General features: G+C 74.1%; 21 protein-coding genes. 13 read left to right on the top strand and 8 right to left on the bottom strand.

The features are described from left to right. Window positions 1-43: 43 nt before the first annotated feature. A complete protein-coding gene (locus QIY60_RS01440) occupies window positions 44-895 on the bottom strand; it encodes a lytic polysaccharide monooxygenase (protein ID WP_283140720.1) in 852 nt (283 codons plus the stop codon). Between the two features lie 179 nt (window positions 896-1,074). On the opposite strand from QIY60_RS01440, the gene QIY60_RS01435 reads away from it, so the two are divergent. From QIY60_RS01435 to QIY60_RS01420, 4 genes are read left to right on the top strand one after another with little or no spacing between them, the layout of a single operon-like run. Further along, entirely contained in the window at window positions 1,075-1,908 is an 834-nt protein-coding gene (locus QIY60_RS01435; RefSeq protein WP_283140719.1) for a M55 family metallopeptidase, read from the top strand. Next, a complete protein-coding gene (locus QIY60_RS01430) occupies window positions 1,901-3,226 on the top strand; it encodes a M20/M25/M40 family metallo-hydrolase (RefSeq protein ID WP_283140718.1) in 1,326 nt (441 codons plus the stop codon). The genes QIY60_RS01435 and QIY60_RS01430 overlap by 8 nt, the downstream gene beginning before the upstream one ends. A 15-nt stretch (window positions 3,227-3,241) precedes the next feature. Next, window positions 3,242-5,263: a prolyl oligopeptidase family serine peptidase gene (locus QIY60_RS01425; protein WP_283140717.1), complete on the top strand. Its 2,022-nt coding sequence runs from the start codon at window positions 3,242-3,244 to the stop codon at window positions 5,261-5,263. Beyond that, window positions 5,260-6,207, top strand: a complete 948-nt coding sequence (locus tag QIY60_RS01420) for an LD-carboxypeptidase (protein WP_283140716.1) — start codon at window positions 5,260-5,262, stop codon at window positions 6,205-6,207. The genes QIY60_RS01425 and QIY60_RS01420 overlap by 4 nt, the downstream gene beginning before the upstream one ends. 45 nt (window positions 6,208-6,252) lie before the next feature. On the opposite strand, the gene QIY60_RS01415 is transcribed toward QIY60_RS01420, so the two are convergent. Then, complete coding sequence (locus QIY60_RS01415; RefSeq protein ID WP_283140715.1) at window positions 6,253-7,344, bottom strand: adenosine deaminase; 1,092 nt, start codon at window positions 7,342-7,344, stop codon at window positions 6,253-6,255. Window positions 7,345-7,363: 19 nt separating this feature from the next. Further along, a complete protein-coding gene (locus QIY60_RS01410) occupies window positions 7,364-8,104 on the bottom strand; it encodes a GntR family transcriptional regulator (RefSeq protein WP_283140714.1) in 741 nt (246 codons plus the stop codon). A gap of 207 nt (window positions 8,105-8,311) precedes the next feature. Between QIY60_RS01410 and QIY60_RS01405 the strand changes: the two genes are divergently transcribed. The 4 genes from QIY60_RS01405 (at window position 8,312) to QIY60_RS01390 (ending at window position 12,002) form a co-directional block, all read left to right on the top strand. Then, window positions 8,312-8,560 (top strand): LapA family protein, encoded by a 249-nt coding sequence (locus QIY60_RS01405; RefSeq protein WP_283140713.1) that lies wholly within the window; start codon window positions 8,312-8,314, stop codon window positions 8,558-8,560. A gap of 79 nt (window positions 8,561-8,639) precedes the next feature. Beyond that, window positions 8,640-9,077: a YdeI/OmpD-associated family protein gene (locus tag QIY60_RS01400; RefSeq protein WP_283140712.1), complete on the top strand. Its 438-nt coding sequence runs from the start codon at window positions 8,640-8,642 to the stop codon at window positions 9,075-9,077. 271 nt (window positions 9,078-9,348) lie between these two features. Continuing rightward, window positions 9,349-9,897 (top strand): GNAT family protein, encoded by a 549-nt coding sequence (locus tag QIY60_RS01395; RefSeq protein ID WP_283140711.1) that lies wholly within the window; start codon window positions 9,349-9,351, stop codon window positions 9,895-9,897. Between the two features lie 134 nt (window positions 9,898-10,031). Then, window positions 10,032-12,002: a DUF5107 domain-containing protein gene (locus QIY60_RS01390; RefSeq protein WP_283140710.1), complete on the top strand. Its 1,971-nt coding sequence runs from the start codon at window positions 10,032-10,034 to the stop codon at window positions 12,000-12,002. 141 nt (window positions 12,003-12,143) lie between these two features. On the opposite strand, the gene QIY60_RS01385 is transcribed toward QIY60_RS01390, so the two are convergent. Further along, entirely contained in the window at window positions 12,144-12,494 is a 351-nt protein-coding gene (locus QIY60_RS01385) for a VOC family protein (RefSeq protein ID WP_283140709.1), read from the bottom strand. Window positions 12,495-12,518: 24 nt separating this feature from the next. Then, a complete protein-coding gene (locus tag QIY60_RS01380; RefSeq protein ID WP_283140708.1) occupies window positions 12,519-13,328 on the bottom strand; it encodes a methyltransferase domain-containing protein in 810 nt (269 codons plus the stop codon). Between the two features lie 226 nt (window positions 13,329-13,554). On the opposite strand from QIY60_RS01380, the gene QIY60_RS01375 reads away from it, so the two are divergent. Then, the gene (locus QIY60_RS01375; protein WP_283140707.1) at window positions 13,555-14,316 is read left to right on the top strand and encodes an MBL fold metallo-hydrolase; all 762 of its coding nucleotides are present in this window, start codon (window positions 13,555-13,557) and stop codon (window positions 14,314-14,316) included. Between the two features lie 109 nt (window positions 14,317-14,425). On the opposite strand, the gene QIY60_RS01370 is transcribed toward QIY60_RS01375, so the two are convergent. After that, window positions 14,426-15,931, bottom strand: coding sequence for a bifunctional phosphatase PAP2/diacylglycerol kinase family protein (locus QIY60_RS01370; RefSeq protein ID WP_283140706.1), 1,506 nt, complete (start codon window positions 15,929-15,931; stop codon window positions 14,426-14,428). An 84-nt stretch (window positions 15,932-16,015) separates the two neighbouring features. Between QIY60_RS01370 and QIY60_RS01365 the strand changes: the two genes are divergently transcribed. Beyond that, window positions 16,016-16,606 carry a TIGR03086 family metal-binding protein gene (locus QIY60_RS01365; protein WP_283140705.1) on the top strand — a complete coding sequence of 197 codons (591 nt, stop codon included), beginning with the start codon at window positions 16,016-16,018 and terminating at the stop codon, window positions 16,604-16,606. 7 nt (window positions 16,607-16,613) lie between these two features. Here QIY60_RS01365 and QIY60_RS01360 read toward each other — a convergent pair whose 3' ends face one another. Continuing rightward, window positions 16,614-17,093 carry a CBS domain-containing protein gene (locus QIY60_RS01360; RefSeq protein WP_283140704.1) on the bottom strand — a complete coding sequence of 160 codons (480 nt, stop codon included), beginning with the start codon at window positions 17,091-17,093 and terminating at the stop codon, window positions 16,614-16,616. A 248-nt stretch (window positions 17,094-17,341) separates the two neighbouring features. On the opposite strand from QIY60_RS01360, the gene QIY60_RS01355 reads away from it, so the two are divergent. After that, the gene (locus QIY60_RS01355; protein ID WP_283140703.1) at window positions 17,342-18,175 is read left to right on the top strand and encodes an RNA polymerase sigma factor SigF; all 834 of its coding nucleotides are present in this window, start codon (window positions 17,342-17,344) and stop codon (window positions 18,173-18,175) included. On the opposite strand, the gene QIY60_RS01350 is transcribed toward QIY60_RS01355, so the two are convergent. Beyond that, window positions 18,087-19,289, bottom strand: a complete 1,203-nt coding sequence (locus QIY60_RS01350) for a PAS domain-containing protein (RefSeq protein ID WP_283140702.1) — start codon at window positions 19,287-19,289, stop codon at window positions 18,087-18,089. The two genes, QIY60_RS01355 and QIY60_RS01350, sit on opposite strands and share 89 nt — an antisense overlap. 71 nt (window positions 19,290-19,360) lie before the next feature. Here QIY60_RS01350 and QIY60_RS01345 point away from each other — a divergent pair, with 71 nt between their 5' ends. Both QIY60_RS01345 and QIY60_RS01340 read left to right on the top strand, forming a co-directional pair. Continuing rightward, a complete protein-coding gene (locus tag QIY60_RS01345; protein WP_283140701.1) occupies window positions 19,361-20,068 on the top strand; it encodes a GAF and ANTAR domain-containing protein in 708 nt (235 codons plus the stop codon). Window positions 20,069-20,221: 153 nt separating this feature from the next. Further along, the gene (locus tag QIY60_RS01340; RefSeq protein ID WP_283140700.1) at window positions 20,222-21,436 is read left to right on the top strand and encodes an aminotransferase class I/II-fold pyridoxal phosphate-dependent enzyme; all 1,215 of its coding nucleotides are present in this window, start codon (window positions 20,222-20,224) and stop codon (window positions 21,434-21,436) included. The last annotated feature ends 36 nt before the right edge of the window (window positions 21,437-21,472 follow it).

Below are 21,472 nucleotides of genomic sequence, written 5' to 3'. Positions count from 1 at the left end.
GATCGGGCGGGCGGGCCGGAAAGCCCGCCGTGTCGGTGCTGGTTCAGGAGTCCTTGCGTCGGCGCAGCAGCAGCACACCGCCGGCCAGGACGCCCGCCATGGAGACCGCCGCGACGGGCTGCGCCGCCGCGCCGAGGGCGAACGAGTCCTTCGACGGCGTGCCGCCGCCGTGCCCGTGGTGGCTGACGGTCGACTTGGCCGCGCCCGCGTCGATGCTCTGCTGGCTGGGCGCGGAGGGCTGGGCCGCGGCCTGCTCGGACTTGCCGTACACGACGTCCGAGCAGCTGTAGAACGCCTCGGGGCTGTCGTTGCGCTGCCAGATCTTGTAGATGATGTGGCGGCCGGTGCGCCCGGGCAGGTTCCCGGTGAAGTTGTAGTAGCCGTCGGTGGCGGTCCTCGCCGTGGCGTACGTGGCGACCGGCTGGGGATCCAGGTCGGACCACTTGAGCGGCTTCGTCGGGTCGAAGCCCTCCTTGGTGATGTAGACCGTCATCGTCCCCGAATGCGGTGCGGTCACCCGGAGCTTGAACCCGAAGGAGCCCGCCGCCACGCCGGTGGACGGCCAGTCGGTACGGGCCCAGTCGAGCGCGCGGTACTTCTCGCGGTTGGCCGAGCACAATTTGCCGTCGGGGATGAGCTGTTGATGGTGCCCGTCGGCATTGGCGATGTTGACCTCGTTCCAGTCGTAGAGCGGCTGGGTGCCGGAGTCGGCGACCAGGTCCTTGCACACTTGCGACTTGGGCGTCTCGGGGCCTTCCGCGTAACAGGCGGCGACCCGGCTGACCGGGTTGAACACGGCGCCGTGCGCGGCGGCGGGCGACACGGCGACGGAGAGCAGTGACGCGGACGCCACACCGAGAACACCGAGCGAGGCTGCTGTGCGTCGTACGGACATGTGGGGGCTCCTTCTCAGCTGGTTCGGACCAGAGGCTGGCATTGGTCTGGACCAACATGCAAGAGGTCTGCACCAATTGGCTCGATCGCCGACGAGCGGAGGGAGGCGCCCGGGGACACGCGCCGAGGGTTATCCACAGGGCTGGTGAGGGCGTTCCGCGACGCGTACGGTTTCGTGGCATGAAGATCCTCATCAGCGCCGACATGGAGGGCGCCACCGGTGTCACCTGGCCCGCCGACGTGCTGCCGGGCACCCCGCAGTGGGAGCGCTGCCGTGCCCTGTTCACGTCCGATGTGAACGCGGCGGCGCTGGGTTTCTTCGACGGCGGCGCCGACGAGGTCCTCATCAACGAGGCGCACTGGTCCATGCGCAATCTGCTGCTGGAGCGACTGGACGAACGCGTGGAGATGCTCACCGGCAGGCACAAGTCGCTGTCCATGGTCGAGGGCGTCCAGCACGGCGACGTGGACGGGATCGCGTTCGTCGGCTACCACACGGGGGCGGGAACCGAGGGCGTGCTGGCCCACACCTATCTCGCCAACTCCATCACGGGCGTCTGGCTGAACGGGATCAGGGCGAGCGAGGGTCTGCTCAACGCGCACGTGGTCGCGGAGTACGGAGTTCCGGTGGTCCTGGTCACCGGCGACGACCTGACCTGCGCGGACGCGGAGGGGTACGCACCGGGGGCGCACAAGGTGGCGGTCAAGGACCACGTCTCGAGGTACGCCGCGGTGTGCCGCACCCCCACGCGCACGGCTGCCGACATCAGGGCCGCCGCCAAGGAGGCGGCGGGTCTGGCGGTGCGTCACGACCCGCTGCGGGGCGGGCCGTTCACCGTGGAGATCGAATTCGACGCGGAGCACCTGGCGATGGCCGCCACGGTGGTCCCGGGCGCCGAGCGGACCGGGGAGCGCCGCGTCGCCTACACCAGCGCCACCATGTACGACGGCATCCGCACCTTCAAGGCGGTCACCACGATCGTCTCGTCCGCGGTGGAGGAGCAGTATGGCTGAGCACATCGACGGGCGGGCCCTTGACGAGGTGGTGTCGTTCACCTCGGAGCTCATCCGGATCGACACCACCAACCGCGGCGGCGGGGACTGCCGCGAGCGCCCCGCCGCCGAGTACGTGGCGGAGCGGCTCGCCGCCACCGGTCTGGAACCCACCCTCCTGGAGCGGACGCCGGGGCGCACCAACGTGGTGGCGCGCATCGAAGGCACCGACCCCTCCGCCGACGCCCTCCTGGTCCACGGTCACCTCGACGTGGTGCCCGCCGAGCCCGCCGACTGGGGCGTGCACCCCTTCTCCGGGGAGGTCCGCGACGGCGTGGTGTGGGGGCGCGGCGCCGTGGACATGAAGAACATGGACGCGATGGTCCTCGCGGTCGTACGGGCCTGGGCGCGCGCGGGGATCCGCCCCCGCCGGGACATCGTCATCGCGTACACGGCGGACGAGGAGGCCAGCGCGATCGACGGCTCCGGCTTCCTCGCGGACCACCACCCCGCCCTGTTCGAGGGGTGCACCGAAGGCATCAGCGAAGCCGGCGCGTTCACCTTCCACGCGGGCCCCGGCACGGCCCTCTACCCGATCGCGGCGGGCGAGCGCGGCACCGGCTGGCTGAAGCTCACCGCGCACGGCCGGGCGGGCCACGGCTCCAAGGTGAACCGGGCCAACGCGGTCACCCGCCTGGCCGCCGCGATCGCCCGGATCGGCGAGCACCAGTGGCCGGTCCGGCTCACCCCGACGGTCCGGGCGGCCCTGGCCGAACTCGCCGGGCTGTACGGGATCGAGGCCGACCCGGCCGCCCCCGACTTCGACGTGGACGAGCTCCTCGGCAAGCTCGGCCCGGCCGCCGCCCTGGTCGAGTCGACCGTGCGCAACAGCGCCAACCCGACGATGCTCGAAGCCGGTTACAAGATCAATGTGATTCCGGGGCATGCCACCGCGTATGTGGACGGGCGGATCCTGCCGGGCGGCGAGGACGAGTTCCGCGACACGCTCGACCGGCTCACCGGCTCGGACGTCGACTGGGAGTTCCACCACAAGGAGGTCGCCCTCCAGTCCCCGGTCGACTCGCCGACGTACGCCAAACTGCGCGCCGCCGTCGAGAAGTTCGCCCCCGAAGGGCACGTCGTGCCGTACTGCATGTCCGGCGGCACCGACGCCAAGCAGTTCTCCCGGCTCGGCATCACCGGCTACGGCTTCTCGCCGCTGAGACTGCCGCCCGGCTTCGACTACCCGGCGCTGTTCCACGGCGTCGACGAACGGGTCCCGGTGGACGCGCTGCACTTCGGCGTGCGCGTCCTCGATCACTATCTGCGCTCGGCGTAGGGGGAGTTGGAACACATGGTGCCCATCGGGCCTTACGGAACCTGGCCGTCGCCCATCGACGCCGAGCTCGCCGCCGGCCGCGACGGGGCGCCCGACTTCGTCGGCGTCGTCGGCGAGGAGGTGTGGTGGACCGAGCCGCGCCCCACCGAGGGCGGCCGCCGCGCCCTGGTCCGGCGCCGGGCGGACGGCGCCGCGCGGTCGCTGCTGCCCGAGCCGTGGAACGTGCGGACGCGGGTCATCGAGTACGGCGGCCAGCCCTGGGCCGCCGTCCCGCGCGGCGGCGGGGGCCCGCTGGTGGTGTTCGCGCACTTCCCGGACCAGCGCCTGTACGCGTACGAGCCGGACGGCACCGGGGAGCCGAGGCCGCTCACCCCGCTCTCGGCGGTGGGGGAGGGGCTGCGCTGGGCCGACCCGGTCCTCGTGCCGGAGCGGGGCGAAGTCTGGTGCGTCCTGGAGGAGTTCACCGGCGACGCGCCCACCGACGTCCGCCGGGTGCTCGCGGCCGTGCCCCTGGACGGCTCGGCCGCCGAGGACCGCGGCCGGGTGCGCGAGCTCTCCGACGGGCGGCACCGCTTCGTCACCGGCCCCCGGCTCTCCCCGAACGGCTCCCGCGCGGCCTACCTCGCCTGGGACCACCCGAACATGCCGTGGGACGGCACCGAGCTGATCCTCGCGGACATCGGCGACGACGGGGTCTTCGCGGGGGCGCGACCGGTCGCGGGCGGGCCCGGCGAGTCCGTCGCCCAGGTCGAGTGGGCGCCCGACGGCCGGCTGCTCTTCTCCTCCGACCGCACCGGCTGGTGGAACCTCTACCGCGCCGACCCGGCCCCCGCTGTCTCGCCCTCCTCCCACCCGGCGGACCGCGAGGGCGCCGCGGTGCCGCTCTGCCCGCGCGAGGAGGAGTTCGGCGGGCCGCTCTGGCAGCTCGGCCGCCGCTGGTTCCACCCGCTGGAGAACGGACTGGTCGCCGTGGTCCACGGCAGGGGCGCGACCGCGCTCGGCATCCTCGACCCGGAGAGCGGCGAGGTCGTGGACGCGGCCGGACCCTGGACCGCCTGGCACTGCACGCTCGCGGTGCACGGCAGCAGGGTCGTCGGCGTCGCCGCGAGCCCGCGCACGGCGCCCGAGGTCGTCGAGCTGGACACCCGCTCGGGGCGCACCCGCGTGGTGGGGCGCGCCCACGACGACCCGGTGGACCCCGCGTACTACCCGGAACCGCAGATCCGCACCTTCACCGGCCCGGGCGGCCGCGACATCCACGCCCTGGTCTACCCGCCGCACCACCCCGGCCGGATCGCGCCCGCCGACGAGCTGCCGCCGTACGTGATCTGGGCGCACGGCGGCCCGACCAGCCAGGTCCCGCTCGTCCTCGACCTGGAGATCGCCTACTTCACCTCGCGCGGCATCGGCGTGGCCGAGGTCAACTACGGCGGCTCGACGGGCTACGGACGGGAGTACCGCGACCGGCTGCGCGAGCAGTGGGGCGTCGTCGACGTCGAGGACTGCGCGGCCGTGGCGCGGGCGCTCGCCGACGAGGGCACCGCCGACCCCCGGCGGCTCGCGATCCGGGGCGGCAGCGCGGGCGGCTGGACCTCGGCGGCCTCGCTCGCCACCACCGACGTCTACGCCTGCGGCACCGTGCTCTACCCGGTCCTCGACCTCACCGACTGGTCCTCGGACGAGGGCACGCACGACTTCGAGTCGCAGTACATGGAGTCCCTGATCGGCCCCCGCGCCGACCTCCCCGGCCGGTACGCGGAGCGCTCGCCGATCACCCACGCCGAGCGCATCAGCGTGCCGTTCCTGCTGCTCCAGGGGCTCGACGACGTGATCTGCCGGCCCGTACAGTGCGAACGGTTCCTGGCCAGAACGGCGGGCCGCGGCATACCGCACGCGTACATCGCCTTCGAGGGCGAGGGACACGGCTTCCGCCGGGCGGACACCATGATCCGCGCCCTGGAGGCCGAACTCTCCCTGTACGCCCAGACGTTCGGCATTGACCGGCCCGACGTCCCCCTCCTGGAGCTGAAGAAGTGACCTCGACGCACCACGCCCCTGTCCCGCTCACCCGGCCCGCCCGGCTGCGGCCCGGCGCCCGGGTGGCGGTGGTCGCCACCAGCGGGCCCGTGGTGGGGGAGCGGCTCGACGCGGGCCTGGACATCCTGCGCGGCTGGGACCTCGAACCGGTCGAGACGCCCCATGTCCGCGACCGGCACCCGGAGTTCGGCTATCTCGCGGGCGGCGACGAGGGCCGGGCCCGCGACCTCCAGGAGGCGTGGTGCGACCCGTCCGTCGATGCGGTGCTCGTCGCACGCGGCGGCTACGGCGCCCAGCGCATGGTGGACCTGCTCGACTGGGACGCGATGCGCGCCGCCGGGCCCAAGGCGCTGGTCGGCTACAGCGACGTGACGGCGCTGCACGAGGCGTTCGCGATACGGCTGGGGCTCTCCACCCTGTACGGGCCGATGGTGTCGGCCGCGACCTTCCTCAAGGACGAACCGACCCAGCGCTCCCTGCGCACCACGCTCTTCGAGCCCGAGGCGGCCCGCGCGCTCGCCCCGGAGGGCGCCCGCCCGATGGTGCCCGGCCGGGCCCGCGGGGTCACCGTGGGCGGCTGCCTCGCCCTGCTCGCCGCCGACCTCGCCACCCCGCACGCCAGGACGTCGGTGCGCGGCGGACTGCTCTTGATCGAGGACGTCGGCGAGGAGGACTACCGGATCGACCGCATCCTCACCCAGCTGCTGCGCTCGGGGTGGCTGGACGGGGTCGCCGGGGTGGCGCTCGGCTCCTGGGAGGAGTGCGGGCCGTACGAGAAGGTGCGGGCCGTGCTGTACGAGCGGCTCGCCCCGCTCGGGGTGCCGGTGGTCGAGCACTTCGGCTTCGGCCACTGCGCCCCCTCGCTGACCATGCCGCTGGGGGTGCCCGCGGTGCTCGACGCCGACGCGGGCACGCTCACGCTGGAGGTGCCCGCGCTGGTGTAGCGCGTACGCCACGGAGGCGTACGGCATGGAGGCGTACGCCGTCCGCTACAGGGCGGCGTAGCCCGGGCGGACCAGCTCGTCGATGATGCGGCGGCGCTCCGGCAGCGGCAGGAACGCGGCCTCCACGGCGGCGACGGTGAACTGCTCGAACACCTCGGGCCCGTAGCCGAAGGCGTCCACCATGTGCTGGAACTCCTCGCTCATGGTGGTGCCGGAGACCAGCCGGTTGTCGGTGTTCAGGGTGACCCGGAAGCCGAGGCGGCGCAGCAGGTCGATCGGGTGCGAGGCGTAGTCCTTGGCCGCACCGGTCTGGAGGTTGGAGGTCGGGCAGACCTCCAGGGCGATGCGGTTGTCGCGCAGATAGGAGGCGAGGTGGCCCAGGTCGGCCGTGCCGTCCTCGCGCACCGTGATGTCGTCGGTGATCCGCACACCGTGGCCGACGCGCTCGGCGCCGCAGATCTGCACGGCCTCGTGGATCGACTCCGCGCCGACGGCCTCGCCCGCGTGGATGGTGAAGTGGCAGTTCGACCGCTTCAGGTGCTGGAAGGCGGGCAGGTGGCGGGCCGGCGGGTTGCCGATCTCGCCGCCCGCGATGTCGAACCCGGCCACCCCGCGCTCGCGGTGGGCCACGGTCAGCTCGGCGATCTCCAGGGAGCGGTCGGTGTGGCGCATGCCGGTGAGCAGCGCGCGGACCGCGATCTTCCCGCCGGCGCGGTGCTCGCCCTCGCGGAAGCCGGCGTTCACCGCGTCGACGACCTCGTCGAGGGTGAGCCCGCGCTCCAGGTGCTGCTCGGGCGCGTACCGCACCTCCGCGTAGACGACCCCGTCCGCCGCCAGGTCCTCGGCGCACTCCGCCGCGATCCGCTCCAGCGCCTCGCGGGTCTGCATCACCGCGCAGGTGTGGGCGAAGGTCTCCAGATAGCGCTCCAGGGAGCCGGAGTCGGCCGCGTCGCGGAACCAGACCGCGAGCGCCGCCGGGTCCTCGGTCGGCAGGCCCTCGTAGCCGCACGCGCGGGCCAGCTCGACGATCGTGGCGGGGCGCAGACCACCGTCGAGGTGGTCGTGGAGGACGGCCTTGGGCGCGCGGCGTATCCAGTCGGCGACGGGCTGGGCGGCAGGGTTGTCAGACAAGTGCATGACCGGGGAGTGTACAGCCCTAGCCGCTGTGCAGTACGGGCAGTGCCGGGGACCCGGTCGGCAGCATGTGCTTGGCGGCGAGGACGGGGGTGCCCTCCACCCGTACGACCTGCGTGATCAGTACGGCCGGGGTGTCGGCGGGGCGGTCCAGCTGCTCGCCGCGGCGGCGGCCGAGGAGGGTCGCAGTGACCCCGCTGTGGGCGGTCAGCGGCACGCCCCGGGAGGCGTCCGTCAGCACCGCGAGCATCGAGCGGGCGGGCTCGTCGGCCAGGGCGGCGGCGAACGCCGGGTGCAGCCGTTCGAGCACGTCCTGGGGCGCGGCCCACTCGTGGCAGAGCGCCACCGCCAGCGCCTCGCCGACCAGCACCGTCTCCCAGAACCGCAGCTCGGCACCGGCGGCGGGGAGCAGGTGCTGGGTGGTGAAGTCGGTCGGCTCCTCGACGCTGCGCAGCAGGGCGCGCACCCGCACCGGGCCGCCCGTGCCGAGCAGCTCCTCCAGCGGCTGGAGCTGCTCGAAGCCGCGCCGGGGCGGCCGGTCGTTGACGGTCCGGCCCACGCCCCGGCGCACCGAGAGCAGCCCGTCCTCCTGGAGCAGCAGCAGCGCCTCGCGCAGCGCCGGGCGGCTCACCCCCAGCTCGCCCGCGAGCCGGGGCTCCGAGGGCAGGGTGGAGCCCGGCGGATAGGTGCCGTCGTGGATCGCGTCGGCGATCCGCTCGTACAGGGCGACGACCGGCCTGCGCTGCTGTCCGCTGACTGCCATGCCGCAAGCATGGCCCGGCCGCTACTTGTCTGACAAGGCGGGCTCGGGTGTGCGGTGACGCGCTGGGCCGGACGCGGATGCCCGGCTCACCCGTACGGACCGCTCCAGGGCCGCTTCTCGTACGTGATCGGCCCATCCTGTACGGAAGGGGTGTCCACCACCCCTCGAAGGCACGCACCCAGCACCACCCTCAGAAAGGGCCGGGTCATGAGCCCCAAGGACGCGTCGGGCGGGACGAAGGGCGGCACGGGGTTCGGGGGTGCCCTCACGCCGTCGCGGGTCGCGGTCATCACGATCGCGGTCCTCGCCCTGATCTTCATCTTCGAGAACACCCGCCAGGTCAAGATCCGGCTACTGATCCCCGAGGTCTCCATGCCGCTCTATCTGGCGCTGCTCGCGGTGTTCGTGGTCGGGGTGATCTGCGGCGGTTACTTCATCCGCCGGCGGGGCAAATGACCGCGCCCGGATGATCGTCAACTCGCGGTATATCGTGGCCGGTTGACACGGCATACACGGTGGGACGAGGAGTGCGAGCATGAAGTTCAAGGCCACGGTCATCCCGTCCGGGAACGCGCTGGGCGTCGAGGTGCCGCAGGAGGTCATCGACGAGCTGGGGCAGGGCAAGCGGCCCCCCGTGGTCGTCGCGATCAACGGCCACTCCTGGCGCACCAGGGTCGCCGCCATGCGCGGCCAGATCCTCATCGGCATCAGCGCGGCCAACCGCGAGGCGAGCGGGGTCGACCTGGGCGAGGAGATCGAGGTCGACCTCCAGCTCGACGACGAGCCGCGCGTGGTGGAGGCGCCGGACGACCTCGCGGCCGTGCTCGACGCGGATCCCGCGCTGCGGGGGGCGTACGAACGGATGGCGTTCAGTCTGAAGCGCAAGCAGGTGGGGGAGATCGAGAGCGCGAAGAGTCCCGAGACGCGGCAGCGGCGCATCGACAAGCTGGTGGAGTCGCTGCGGGGCAAGTAACGGTTTGCCGCCGCCCCGTTTTGGCCCGGTGTTCGTCTGCGGGCCGGTGGTGGGCTGGTCGCGCAGTTCCCCGCGCCCCTTCTCGGCCCGGTGTTCGTCTGCGGATCGTGCTGGGTTGCTCGCGCAGTTCCCGCGCCCCTGGAAGCGCGCCCCTCCGGGGCGCCCAGGGGATGCCGCGCAGCGGCACTCTTAGGGGCGCGGGGAACTGCGCGACCAGCCCCCACCGGCCCGCAGACGAACACCGGGCCCACCCAGCCCGTACCCTGGCCCCGTGTCCGACAAGATCACTTACCTCGCCGAGGGCCCCCGCGTGGGCATCCGGTACTTCTCGTACGAGGACGCGGGGGAGTTCACCGCGCTCGCGCGGGAGAGCCGGTCCCTGCATGCGCCGTGGCTCTTCCCGCCGACCGACCCCGACGCGTACGCGACCTACGCGGGGCGGCTGATGGAGGACCCGGCCCGGTACGGGTTCCTGGTCTGCACGCGGGAGGACGACCGGATCGCCGGGTTCATCAACATCAACAACGTCGTCCAGGGCGCCTTCCTGAGCGGGGCCCTCGGCTACGGCGCCTTCGCGCACGCCGCCGGGCGCGGGCTGATGGGCGAAGGGCTGGACCTGGTCACCCGGTACGCGTTCGGCGCGCTCGGTCTGCACCGCCTGGAGGTGAACATCCAGCCCGGCAACACCGCCTCCATCGCCCTGGTCCGCCGCGCCGGATACCGCCTGGAGGGCTTCTCGCCGGGCTTCCTCTTCATCGACGGCGCCTGGCGCGACCACGAACGCTGGGCGATCACGGCGGAGATGGTCGAGCCGCGCTGACCCCCGCCGGGCGGACGCCTTTTGCGCAATCCTGACCAGGGGATCCTCTGGTCAGTGCGGCGCGCGCCGTGTTCCATGGTCACGGGGCGGCCGCAAGGACGGGGCGGCCGACCGCGCGAGGGAATGAGGTTGTCTTGGCCACGACCGTGCGACGTGCCGTACTGACCCTGCCCGCCGCCCCGTTGGGGCCGCCCAACCCGCTGCCCGCGCTGCGGCCGCTCGACGAGGTGCACACCCTCGACGAGCGGACCCGCGAGGACCTGCCGCGCGACATGGCCCGGCAGATCGGCTACCAGCCGCTGGAGACGGTCCTGCCGGTACGGATCCTCGACGGCTACGGCCGCGAGCGCACCCCCACCGAGCTCGACACCCTCGTCCTGGAGAACTCCCGGCTGCGCGTCACCGTACTGCCGGGCCTCGGCGGCCGGATCCGCTCCCTCTTCCACAAGCCGACCGGACGCGAACTCCTCTACGTCAACCCCGTGGTGCAGCCCGCCGACTTCGCCCTCAACGGCGCCTGGTTCTCCGGCGGGATCGAGTGGAACATCGGCGCCACCGGCCACACCACCCTCTCCTGCGCACCCGTGCACGCGGCCGTCGTCCACGCCCCCGACGGCGGCGAGATGCTGCGCCTGTGGGAGTGGGAGAGGCTGCGCGACCTGCCGTTCCAGGTGGACCTGTGGCTGCCCGAGGACTCCGACTTCCTGTACGTGGGCGTCCGTATCCGCAACCCGCACGAGCGGACCGCGCCCGTCTACTGGTGGTCCAACATCGCCGTGGAGGAGGGCGAACGCACCCGCGTCCTGGCCCCCGCCGACCGTGCCTGGCACTTCGGATACGAACGCACGCTGCGGCAGGTGCCGGTGCCCGAGTGGGACGGTGCCGACCGTACGTATCCGCCGCGCGGCGAGTACCCCGCCGACTACTTCTACGAGGTGCCCGACGGCGCCCGCCGCTGGATCGCCTCGCTCGACGCGTCCGGGCAGGGCCTGGTCCAGACGTCGACCGATCTGCTGCGCGGGCGCAAGCTGTTCCTATGGGGCTCGGGCCGGGGCGGGCGGCGCTGGCAGGAGTGGCTGACCGAGCCCGGGACGACCGGTTACGCGGAGATCCAGGCGGGCCTGGCGCGCACGCAGTTGGAGCATGCTCCGCTGGAGGCGGGCGCGGAGTTCGCCTGGCTGGAGGCGTACGGCCCGCTCGCCGCCGCGCCCGGACTCGTACACGGCGACGACTGGCCGGCGGCGCGCGGCGAGGTGGCGGAGCGGCTGGAGGCGGTGCTGCCGCGCGAGCGCGTCGAGGAGGCGTACGCGGCCTGGCGCCCGTACGCCGACACCGAGCCCACCGAGTCGCTGGCCACCGGGTCCGGGTGGGGGGCGCTCGAAGTGCTGCGGGGGAGCCTGAAGCTGCCGGGCACGCCGTTCGCCGAGGCGACGCTCGGCGAAGAGCAGGCGCCCTGGCTGGAGTTGCTGCACGCCGGGGTGCTGCCCGAGCCGCGCCGGGTCGTCCCGCCGGGGCCGACCCTGGTGGCCCCGCACTGGAGGGACATGCTGGAGACGGCGCCCGCGTCCCCGCTCACCGAGTACCACCTCGGGGTCGCGCAGTGGCACGCGGGCGACCGGGCGCAGGCCGTACGCAGCTGGGAGCGCGGGCTGCCGCTCGCCCCCTCGCGGTGGCCGCTGCTGCGGTGCCTGGCGGTCGCGGACCGGCTCGCGGGCAACACGGACCGGGCCGCGTCGTTGTACGCGGAGGCGTTTGACGACCTGTGTGAGGAGCGGCGGGACGGGGAGCAGTGGGTCGCCGCGACCGCCGCGCTCGGGCGGGAGGCGGTGGGGGCGCTGCTCGGCGCGGGGCGCGTTGGGGATGCGCGTGCGGTGTGGGATCGGCTGCGGTCCCCTGTGCAGGAGCGGGGGGCGTTTCGGCTTCTGGAGGTGCAACTGCTGCTCGCCGAAGGCGACTTGGCGGGTGCGCGTTCCGTCTTCGACGAGGGGTTCGAGGTGGCTGATCTGCGTGAAGGCGCGGAGGTGCTGGGTGAGGTGTGGGGCCGGATCACCGACGAGCCGCTGCCGGAACGGTATGACTACCGGATGCGGCCGGAGCCCCGGTAAGGGGCGCGGATTTCGGGTGCGGGCCGGTGGGGGCCGGTCGCGCCCACGCGGCGGAGCCGCACAATGTCACAGCCCCGCGCCCCTAAAGGGGCGCTGGTCGCGTCCAGAACGGCACAGCCCGCCCCCTGTAGGGCCACCCCACTACGCCGACTTGTGGTCCACGTACTCGAACACCGAGCCGTCCGGGTGTACCGCGATCAGGTTGCGGCCCACCGGGGTGGGGACCGGGCCCGCGATCACGCGGGCGCCCACCCCGGTGAGGGCTCGGTAGGCGTCGTCGACGTCCTTCACGGCGATCGTGGCCGAAACCTTGCGCAGGATCTCCAGCTCCGACTCCGGACCGCTCATCAGCAGGAAGCAGCCGACCGCGGCGACCGAGACTCCGCCGCGTTCGAAGCGCAGGGCTTTGCTCCCGGTGAGGCGTTCGTAGAAGACCACCGAGGTCTCCAGATCGTCGACGCAGATGCGCAGTGTGGTTCCGAGGATCTCCATACGTACGAGCCTAGTTGGTGACCGTCACACGCGGCAGAGGATCTCGCCGTGGGGGACCATGAACCACGCGTCGTCGTCGGCGCCCCACTCCCGCCATCCCTCGGCGATCGCCGCCAGCGCGGCCCCGGTGGTGTGTCCGCCGTCCACCGCGAGCTTCGCGTACGAGGACGTCACCGTGCGGTCCGCCCACAGGCCGCTCCACCAGGCGCGCTCGTCGGGCGTCGCGAAACACCAGGTCGAGGCGGTGGAGGTGATGTCGGTGAACCCGGCCTCGCGTGCCCAGGACCGCAGCCGCCGCCCGGCGTCCGGCTCGCCGCCGTTGGCCCGGGCGACCCGGTGGTACAGCTCCAGCCAGGTGTCCAGGGCCGGGACTTCGGGGAACCAGGTGAAGGCGCCGTAGTCGCTGTCGCGCACCGCGACCAGACCGCCCGGCCGGGTGACCCGGCGCATCTCGCGCAGCGCCCGGACGGGGTCGCCCACGTGTTGCAGCACCTGGTGGGCGTGGACGACGTCGAACGAGTCGTCGGGGTGGTCGAGGGCGTGGACGTCCGCGACGGCGAACGCCATGTTGGACCGCCCGCGCTCCTCGGCGTACGCCCGCGCCTGCTCGACGATGCCGGGCGCCGCGTCGACGGCGGTGACATGGCCGTCCGGGACCAGCGCGGCCAGGTCGGCGGAGATGGTGCCGGGTCCGCAGCCGATGTCCAGAACCCTTGCGTCCGGCTTGAGTTCGCCGATGAGGTACGCGGCGGAGTTGGCCGCCGTGCGCCAACTGTGCGAGCGCAGTACGGACTCGTGGTGGCCGTGGGTGTAGACGGCGGTCTCCTTCGACATGACCGGCTCCCTCTCTCGACGTTCTCGCGGTCGGTACCGTCACCGTACGCCGACGTGTCGGATGGTGAGACCTGCGTTTCGCCATGTGGACAGCGCGGCGTCGTCCGCCGGGCGCGCTCCGGGGCAGCCGGGCCCCGTCGAGTCGGCACTACCGCCGGGGTGGAACAAGCCGTAGCGTCGGGTGCGTTACCCCTGCCGAGCAAGGAAGATCACTTGGGAGGGCACTATGGGCGAGGTATCGATCCGGTACGTGGGCGGGCCGACCGCCGTCGTGGACATCTGCGGCTTCCGGCTGGTCACGGACCCGACCTTCGACGCCCCGGGCGACTATCCGATCGGCACCGACCGCAAGCTGGTCAAGACGGCGGGACCGGCGGTCGAGGCCGACGAGACCGGGGCCGTGGACGCGGTGTTGCTCTCGCACGACCAGCACCCCGACAACCTGGACGAGTCCGGGCGCGCCTATCTGGCGCGGGTGCCGCTCGTCCTGTCGACGCCCGCCGCGCACGGCAGGCTCGGGGACGCCGTGACGGCGCTGGCCAACTGGGAGACGTACGAGCTCGGCGAGCGGCTGCTGATCACCGGTGTGCCCGCGCTGCACGGGCCCGAGGGCGCCGAGGCGCTGGCCGGCGAGGTCACCGGGTTCGTCCTGCACGGCGACGCGGTGCCGACCGTCTACGTCAGCGGTGACAACGCCTCGCTGGACCACGTCCGCGCGGTCGCCGAGCGCTTCGGCCCGGTCGACGTGGCGGTGCTCTTCGCCGGGGCCGCGCGCACCCCGCTCTTCGACGGCGCCCCGCTGACCCTGACCAGCGAGGCCGCCGCCGAGGCCGCCCAGATCCTGGGCGCCCGCCATGTGGTGCCGCTCCACTTCGAGCACTGGGGCCACTTCAGCGAGGGCGCGGACACCCTGACCGAGGCGTTCGCCGCCGCCGGTCTCGGCGAGCGGCTGCGGCTGCTGAAGCCGGGGGCGACCTTCACGGACTAAGCTCCGCTGGACATGAGGTTCATCGGCTGCGGGCTGTCTGTGGCTGGTCGCGCAGTTCCCCGCGCCCCTGGGGGACCCGCGGTAGCGCATGACGCCTCCACAAGTCCGCTTAGCAGGGACGGTACACCGTCAGCGCCTCCGGCAGCTTGTCGACCGTCAGCTCGCCCTCTATGCGGGCGACTTCACCGTCGTATGCCACCGGCGTGCCCGGCGCGAGGCCGCCCACGCGCAGTCGGCGCATCCGCTGGGCCGCATGGACGGGGGAGCGGCTGAGCGGTCCGGCGAGCGCGGCCGCCAGCAGCCGGAGCCCGGGCAGTCGGCCGCCCTGCACCACGCGGACGTCGAGCAGCCCGTCCGCCAGGTCGTAGCGGTGGGCCGGGGCCGGGCCGAGGCGCTGGTAGATGCAGTTGCCCGCGAACAGCAGCCACAGCGCGTGCGGTCTGCCGCTCAGCTCGGCCTCCAGGGGGCGCTCGCCGCGCAGCACCTCGTACGCCGCGAGCACCCCGGCCGGCCAGCCGCCGATCCGGGGCGACCAGCGTTCGCGCAGCCGCACCAGCTCCGGGTAGACGCCGAGGCTGAAGGTGTTGACGAAGTACCCGGCGGCGGCGCCGTCCGGGCCCGGCGCGAACCGGCCGAGGTCCACCTTGACGGCGTCGCCCGAGGCCAGCGCGCGGGCGGTGTCCTGGACCTCCTCGATGCCCAGGTCGTACGCGAAGTGGTTGAGGGTGCCGCCGGGGAACACCGCGAGCGGCACGCCGTGCCGGACGGCCGCCACCGCCGCCAGGTTCACCGTGCCGTCGCCGCCGCACACCCCGAGCGCCCGGCCGCGTCGGGCCGCCTTGTCGAGCGCCGCCGTGAGGTCCTCGGGGGCGCACTCCACCACCTCGGCGAGCGGCAGCGCGTCGCGCACCGCCGCGGTCTTGGCGGCGGCCGTGCCGGAGGCCTCGTTGACGACGACCACCAGGTGCTCGCCGCCGGGCAGCGCGGGCGCGTCCGTGTACGGCCGCCCGGGCGCGGGCAACTGGCGCCGGGTGGGCACCAGGCCCCGTACCGCGAGGGCCGCGCCGACGCCGAGGGCCGCGCCCACCAGGACGTCGCCCGGATAGTGCACTCCCGTGTACACGCGGGACGCGGCCACCGAGAAGGCGACCGGCGCCACCGCCGCGCCCCAGCCCAGCGACTCCAGGGCCACCCCGGTCGCGAAGGCGGCCGCCGAGGCGGAGTGCCCGGACGGGAAGGACGTGGTGATCGGCTGGCGCTTCAACTGCCGTACCAAAGGCACCAGTTCGAGTATCGGCCGAGGCCTGCGCACCGACCGCTTGACCGCCGTGTTGACGGTCGCCGAGGCGAGCGCGAGCGAGGCCACGCCGCGCAGCGCCGCCCGGCGCGCCCGGGGCGAGCCGGTGGCCGCCATCGCGGCGGCGGCGCCGAACCACAGCAGCCCGTGGTCGGCGGCCCTGCTCAGCCGGGGCAGCACGGCGCGGGCGCCCGGCCAGTTCCGGTCGGCGGCCACCCGGAACAGCGCGCGGTCATGGGCGCTCAGCCGGTGGGGCACGGTCCACACGGGCCGCGCGGCGGAGGCGGACGGCAAGGGCGGCAGGGACGGGAAAGACATGGGCCATGGGTACCCGTACGCAGTCGGCGCAATCCGTGGCAATCCGCGCTTGAGCCGTACGCCCCGGTCCGGGAGAGTGGCCCCATGGACTCTTCTGCGTCTGCGGACCACGCCCAGCTCCTCGACCGCCACCGCGAGGCCATCGCCTTCTTCGGCTCCCGCGTCCACGCGGTACGGGCCGACCAGTGGGACCTGCCCACTCCGTGCACCGAGTGGACGGTGCGGGACCTCGTCAACCATCTGGCCGTCGAGCAGCTGTGGGTGCCGCCGCTGGTCGCGGAGGGCCGCACCATCGCCGACGTCGGGGACGCCTACGACGGCGATGTGCTCGGCGCGGACCCGGTCGGCGTGTGGGAGTCGGCGCAGGCCGCCGCGGTGGCCGCGTTCGCCGGGCCGGGCGCCCTGGACGGCACGGTCGAGCTCTCGTACGGCAAGACGCCCACCGCCGCGTACTGCTCGCAGATGGTGGCGGACGCGGTGGTGCACGCCTGGGACCTGTCCCGGGCGATCGGCGCGGACGAGCGGCTGCCGCAGGCCCTGGTCGACGCGGCGGCGCGGGAGTTCGGCGGGTACGCCGACCAACTGCCCCGCAGCATGTTCGACGCGCCGGTGGCGGTGGCCGAGGGGTCCGATGCCCAGACGCGGCTGCTCGCCCTGCTGGGCCGGGCCGTCTGACGCCGGATCAGAGCGCTTGAGGGGGGCCGGTGCGGTCGCCCGGTCCCTCCTGTCGCGGCACCTCCGGCCGGCTCTGCGAGGCCGCCCGGCTGATGTCCACGAGTGTCGAGCGGGGTTCCTGATGGGCGGCGACGTCGCCGAGGCTCACCATGCCCAGCGGCCGCCCGCCCTCGACCACCGGCAGCCGGCGCACCGCGTGCCGCCGCATCAGCCGCACCGCCGTCACCACCTCGTCGTCGGGGCCCACGCACACCGGTGAACGGGTGCACACGGACTGGACGCTGACGGTCAGCGGGTCGGCGCCGTCGGCCACCGCGCGCAGGGTGATGTCCCGGTCGGTGAGCACCCCGATCAGCTGGTCGCCCCGCGCGACCAGTACGTTCCCGATGTCCTGGGCGCGCATCAGCTGGGCCGCTTCGACCAGCGAGGCGTCGGGCCGTACGGCCGCCACACCCGCCGTCATGACTTCCCGGACGTACCGTGCCATCGCTGTCCGCCTCGTCTCCTTCTCGGCTCTGTCCCGGCGCAGTACCCCGCCCCGCCCCGTCCATGCCGGACCCGGGGCGTTTGGGGTGAGCGACCCTGGGCAGGCGCTCCTCGTGCTTCGGACCGGAGGCACGTCCGTGGGAGCGGCTGTCCGCTCCGGGCGTGCCCCGTGCCGTCGGCCGGGGCACCCGGCGCAGCCCTCCCAGCGGTGACCACCATCCGAGACCACCGTTCAGGGAGCTGTCCCGCATGCGTACGCACGCACAGGCCACAGCCAAGCACCCGCACGACGACGCACCCGATACCGCCGCCGCGTTCGCGCGGCTGGCCGCCCTGCCCGCCGGACCCGAGCGGCACGCCCTGCGCCAGGACCTGGTCCGGGCCTGGCTGCCCATGGCCGAGCGGCTGGCCGGCCGGTTCCGCAACCGGGGCGAGGCCCTCGACGACCTGCGCCAGGTGGCCGCCCTCGGCCTCGTCAAGGCCGTCGACCGGTACGACCCGGAGCGCGGCGCCGCGTTCGAGAGCTTCGCGGTGCCGACCGTCACCGGTGAGCTCAAGCGCCACTTCCGCGACCACATGTGGACCCTGCACGTGCCGCGCCGGGTCCAGGACCTGCGCGGCCGGGTCCGCGCCGCCCGCCAGGAGCTCATGCAGACCGCCGGCGCCCGCAACCCCTCCGTGGCGGACATCGCCGCGCACACCGGCATGACCGAGGACGAGGTCAAGGCCGGTCTCGAAGCGCTCGACAGCTTCTCCGCGCTCTCCCTCGACGCCGAACTGCCGGGCGCCGAGGACGGCTACAGCCTCAGCGACTCGCTGGGCGCGCCCGACCCGGCGCTCGACGTCGTCGTCGACCGCGAGGCCGTCAAACCGGGGCTGCGCCGGCTCCCGCCGAGGGAGCGGCAGATCCTCTACATGCGGTTCTTCCGCGACATGACGCAGAGCAGGATCGCCGAGGACCTGGGCATCTCCCAGATGCACGTCTCCCGGCTGATCAGTCGCTGCTGCACTCGGCTGCGGGATCAGGCCCTGCGGGAGCAGGCTCCGGCCGATCGTCAGCAGGTGGAGCGGGACGCCGCATAGCCAGCGCCACATGACGGGACATCACGTCCATCGCCTGCGCCTCGGCCATCGAGAACGGCCGGGCCGGCCCCGTACGGAAGAGCGTGAGCACGCCCTGTACGGGGCCGGGCGCGCCGAGCGGCACGCACAGCAGGGACGTCACGTCCGCACGAGCCAGGACCGGCGCGCCCGAGGGGTCGTGGCCGAACCCGTCGGTGTCCTCGGGCTGCACCTGGAGCGAGGTCGCCCCGGCCCGGGCCGCCTCCGCGACGAGCGGGGCGCGGGCCGGGTCCTGCCCGGCGACCGCGTGGCGCAGCGCGGCGTCCTCCTCGGCCGCCGGCCCCAGGACGGCGACGCGCCGCAGCCCGCCCTCCACCACATCGGCCACCACCCACTGGGCGAAGCGCCCGCACAGCACCCGGGCGGCCGTGGCGAGCACCTCGACGCGGTCGCCCGGCGGCAGCCGCAGCAGCGCCGCCGCCATCGTGTCCACCAGGTCCATCAGCCGGGCGTGCCGCGTCGACTCGGCGAGATCGGGCACCTCGGGCGGCGGGGCGGCGGCCGAGGCCGCCCGGGATATCCCCGGCTGGAAGACCACCAGGACGGCCGGGTGCGGCTCGTCCGGCGGCCGCAGCGCGGTCAGGGTGGCGAGTAGCGGCTCCTCCGGGCGCTGCTGGAGCCGCACGGTCAGTCCCCGGTCGCCCTCGCCGCGCGCCACGGCCGCCGCCTGCGAGCGGAACGCGGCACGGTCGCCCGGCATCAGCAGCGCGGCCAGCGGCCGTCCGGTCGCGTACCCGGCGCGGGCGCCGGTCAGACCGGTGGCCGCGAAGTTCAGCCTGCGCACCACGGTCTCGCGGTCGACGAGCGCCACCGGCAGCGGCATCCGCTGGAACAGCGCCTTGAGCAGCAGCCGCTCCTGCCGGTCGCCCGGCGAGCCGGGCGCGCCCGCCGCGTCGGCGACGAACTGCTCGTACCGGGGCCACAACTGCTCGACCACGTGCTGGAGTTCGAAGAGCGCGGCGTCGAGGACGGTCAGCCGCTCCCCGCCGGACTGCGAGCGCGCGGTGCGCAGCTCGCCCACCCGTCTGACGAAGTCCGCCAGTTCCTCGCCGAAATCGTCCGCCGTCTGCGTCATAGCAGCAAGTTAGCCGCTCGGACCGTTTCCCGGACCGGGCGCAGGGCAGGCGCGGTTCAGGAGGTTCACCCATGCTCTCCGAGCCGGAACGTCGACGACCGCACTCCGTCTCCCCCGTGGGCCGGCTCTCCCGGCTCGCCGAGCAGTCGGTGCGCTGCGCGCCCGCCTCCTGCGGCGCCGTGGCGACCCTCGCCGACAGCGGTCCCGACCGCCGGGTCACCGCCACGCACCCGGACCTCGCGCCGCTCGCGAGCGTCCAACTGGCCTGCGGCGACGGGCCCATCCCGACCGCGCTGGACGTCGGCGCCCCGGTGGACACCGAGGACCTGCTGACGGAGAGCCGCTGGCCCGGCTACCGCGCCCTGGCCCTGGAGTCGGGCGTACGGTCCTGTGTCACCCTCCCCTTCCGCCGCTCCGGCATCGAAGTCACCCTCAGCCTCTACAGCTTCCGCCCCGGCTCGCTGGACGACGCCGTGCGCGGCCCGGTGAGCATCCTCGGCGAGGAGACCACCGCGGGGCTCGTCCGCGACCGCCGCTACCACGCGGCCCTGGCCGAGGTGGAGCAACTGGAGACGGCGTTGCGTTCCCGCCCGGTGATCGACCAGGCCAGCGGCATCGTGATGCACGTGCTCGGCTGCGACGCGGAGGAGGCCTTCGCGGTACTGCGCACCGTCTCGCAGCACGCCAACCGCAAGCTGTCCGAGGTCGCCGAGGGCGTGGTCCGCACCAAGGGCCGCGGCCTGGAGGACGAGCTCGCCGCCGTTCCCCGCCCCGTCTGACCGCCGCCCGCCCTGACCCCGTCCGGCACATCCCCGTACGCATGCGGAGCGGCGCCGCTGAGCAAACCTCCGTATAAAGGGCTCAAGGGGCCGAAACGATAAAGGGCTCAAGGGGCCGAAACGGCGGACCGCAGGGTGCGAAGGAGGCGGCGCATGCACGGGACGGTGGCGGAAGGCCGGGGACCCGTCCGCTACGGACCGCCCGCACCCGGCACCGGGCTGCCCGTCCTGCCCGAGCTGGCCGGGGTCCTGGCAGCCGCCGCCGGACGCACCGCACCCGAACCGCCCGGCGGCGGACCCGGCCTTCGCGAGGCCGCCTGCGGCTACTGGCGGCGGCGCGGACTGCGCGGCGACCCCGAGCTCGTGGCCGCCGCTCCCGGCGCCCAGCCGCTCCTGTTCGCCCTGCTCGCCTCGTACGGGGGCGACGTCCTGCTGCCCCGCCCCTGCCCGGCCTGGTGGACCCCGCAGGCCCGGCTTCTCGGGCGGCCCGCCTACCACGTGCCGACCCCGGCGGAGTGCGGCGGCGTCCCCGACCCGTATGCCCTCCTGGAGACCGTGCGCCGGGTGCGCACCGAGGGCGGGGTGCCCCGGCTCCTGGTGCTCTCCGTCGCCGACGACCCGACCGCGACGGTCGCGCCGCCCGAGACCGTACGGGAGGCGTGCGAGGCGGCCGTGGGCGAGGGGCTGCACATCATCAGCGACGAGACCTGGCGCGACACCCTGCACCACCCGCACGACACGGTCCTGTTCAGCCCGGCCGAGATGTGCCCCGACGACGTCACCGTCCTGTCCGACCTGTCGGGCGCGCTCACCCCGGCCGGGTGGCCCGCCGCCGTCGCCCGCTTCCCGGCCACCGAGCGCGCGGGCAGGGCCAGGGCCCGCACCCTCGACGTCCTCACCGCGCTCGGCTCGGTCGTGGCGGGCCCGGTCGCGGAGGCCGCCGCCTACGCCCTGGGCGAGCCGGACCCGGTCGCGGCCCGGATGCGCCGGGCCGCCGCGCTGCACGGCGCCCTCGCCGAGGCGGCCCACCGCGCGGTCCTCGCCGCCGGGGCCTTCGCCCGGCCCCCGCAGGCGGGCCGCCACCTCTACGCCGACCTGGGCCCCCTCCGCAACCGGCTGGCCGCACGCGGGGTCACCGACTCGATGGAGCTGGAGGACTGCCTGACCGGCCGGCTCGGCGCCCCCGCTCCCGGCGGCCACCGCTTCGGCGACGAACTGGGCGCGCTGCGCGCCCGGCTCGCCACGGGGCCGCTGCTCGGGGCGACCGAGGAGGAGTGCGCGCGGACGCTGGACGCGGCGGACCCGCTGGAACTGCCGCACGTGCGGCGGGCGTTGGCCGCGTTCGGGGAGGCGCTCGACGGGCTGTGACCCCGCCGGGGCCAGCGGAGAGCCCGCCGCCGCAGA

It is taken from the genome of Streptomyces sp. BPTC-684 (assembly GCF_030028635.1).
Lineage (GTDB): Bacteria > Actinomycetota > Actinomycetes > Streptomycetales > Streptomycetaceae > Streptomyces > Streptomyces noboritoensis.
This window is presented reverse-complemented; position numbering and strand designations above follow the sequence as displayed.

Excerpts from the sequence above, each read along its gene's own strand:
- QIY60_RS01340 (WP_283140700.1), top strand. The coding sequence starts at position 20,222 with ATGCACGGGACGGTGGCGGAAGGCCGGGGACCCGTCCGCTACGGACCG.
- QIY60_RS01350 (WP_283140702.1), bottom strand. The coding sequence starts at position 19,289 with ATGACGCAGACGGCGGACGATTTCGGCGAGGAACTGGCGGACTTCGTC.
- QIY60_RS01385 (WP_283140709.1), bottom strand. The coding sequence starts at position 12,494 with ATGGAGATCCTCGGAACCACACTGCGCATCTGCGTCGACGATCTGGAG.
- QIY60_RS01360 (WP_283140704.1), bottom strand. The coding sequence starts at position 17,093 with ATGGCACGGTACGTCCGGGAAGTCATGACGGCGGGTGTGGCGGCCGTA.
- QIY60_RS01425 (WP_283140717.1), top strand. The coding sequence starts at position 3,242 with ATGGTGCCCATCGGGCCTTACGGAACCTGGCCGTCGCCCATCGACGCC.
- QIY60_RS01405 (WP_283140713.1), top strand. The coding sequence starts at position 8,312 with ATGAGCCCCAAGGACGCGTCGGGCGGGACGAAGGGCGGCACGGGGTTC.
- QIY60_RS01370 (WP_283140706.1), bottom strand. The coding sequence starts at position 15,931 with ATGTCTTTCCCGTCCCTGCCGCCCTTGCCGTCCGCCTCCGCCGCGCGG.
- QIY60_RS01435 (WP_283140719.1), top strand. The coding sequence starts at position 1,075 with ATGAAGATCCTCATCAGCGCCGACATGGAGGGCGCCACCGGTGTCACC.
- QIY60_RS01375 (WP_283140707.1), top strand. The coding sequence starts at position 13,555 with ATGGGCGAGGTATCGATCCGGTACGTGGGCGGGCCGACCGCCGTCGTG.
- QIY60_RS01380 (WP_283140708.1), bottom strand. The coding sequence starts at position 13,328 with ATGTCGAAGGAGACCGCCGTCTACACCCACGGCCACCACGAGTCCGTA.
- QIY60_RS01415 (WP_283140715.1), bottom strand. The coding sequence starts at position 7,344 with ATGCACTTGTCTGACAACCCTGCCGCCCAGCCCGTCGCCGACTGGATA.
- QIY60_RS01440 (WP_283140720.1), bottom strand. The coding sequence starts at position 895 with ATGTCCGTACGACGCACAGCAGCCTCGCTCGGTGTTCTCGGTGTGGCG.
- QIY60_RS01430 (WP_283140718.1), top strand. The coding sequence starts at position 1,901 with ATGGCTGAGCACATCGACGGGCGGGCCCTTGACGAGGTGGTGTCGTTC.
- QIY60_RS01410 (WP_283140714.1), bottom strand. The coding sequence starts at position 8,104 with ATGGCAGTCAGCGGACAGCAGCGCAGGCCGGTCGTCGCCCTGTACGAG.
- QIY60_RS01345 (WP_283140701.1), top strand. The coding sequence starts at position 19,361 with ATGCTCTCCGAGCCGGAACGTCGACGACCGCACTCCGTCTCCCCCGTG.
- QIY60_RS01365 (WP_283140705.1), top strand. The coding sequence starts at position 16,016 with ATGGACTCTTCTGCGTCTGCGGACCACGCCCAGCTCCTCGACCGCCAC.
- QIY60_RS01400 (WP_283140712.1), top strand. The coding sequence starts at position 8,640 with ATGAAGTTCAAGGCCACGGTCATCCCGTCCGGGAACGCGCTGGGCGTC.
- QIY60_RS01355 (WP_283140703.1), top strand. The coding sequence starts at position 17,342 with ATGCGTACGCACGCACAGGCCACAGCCAAGCACCCGCACGACGACGCA.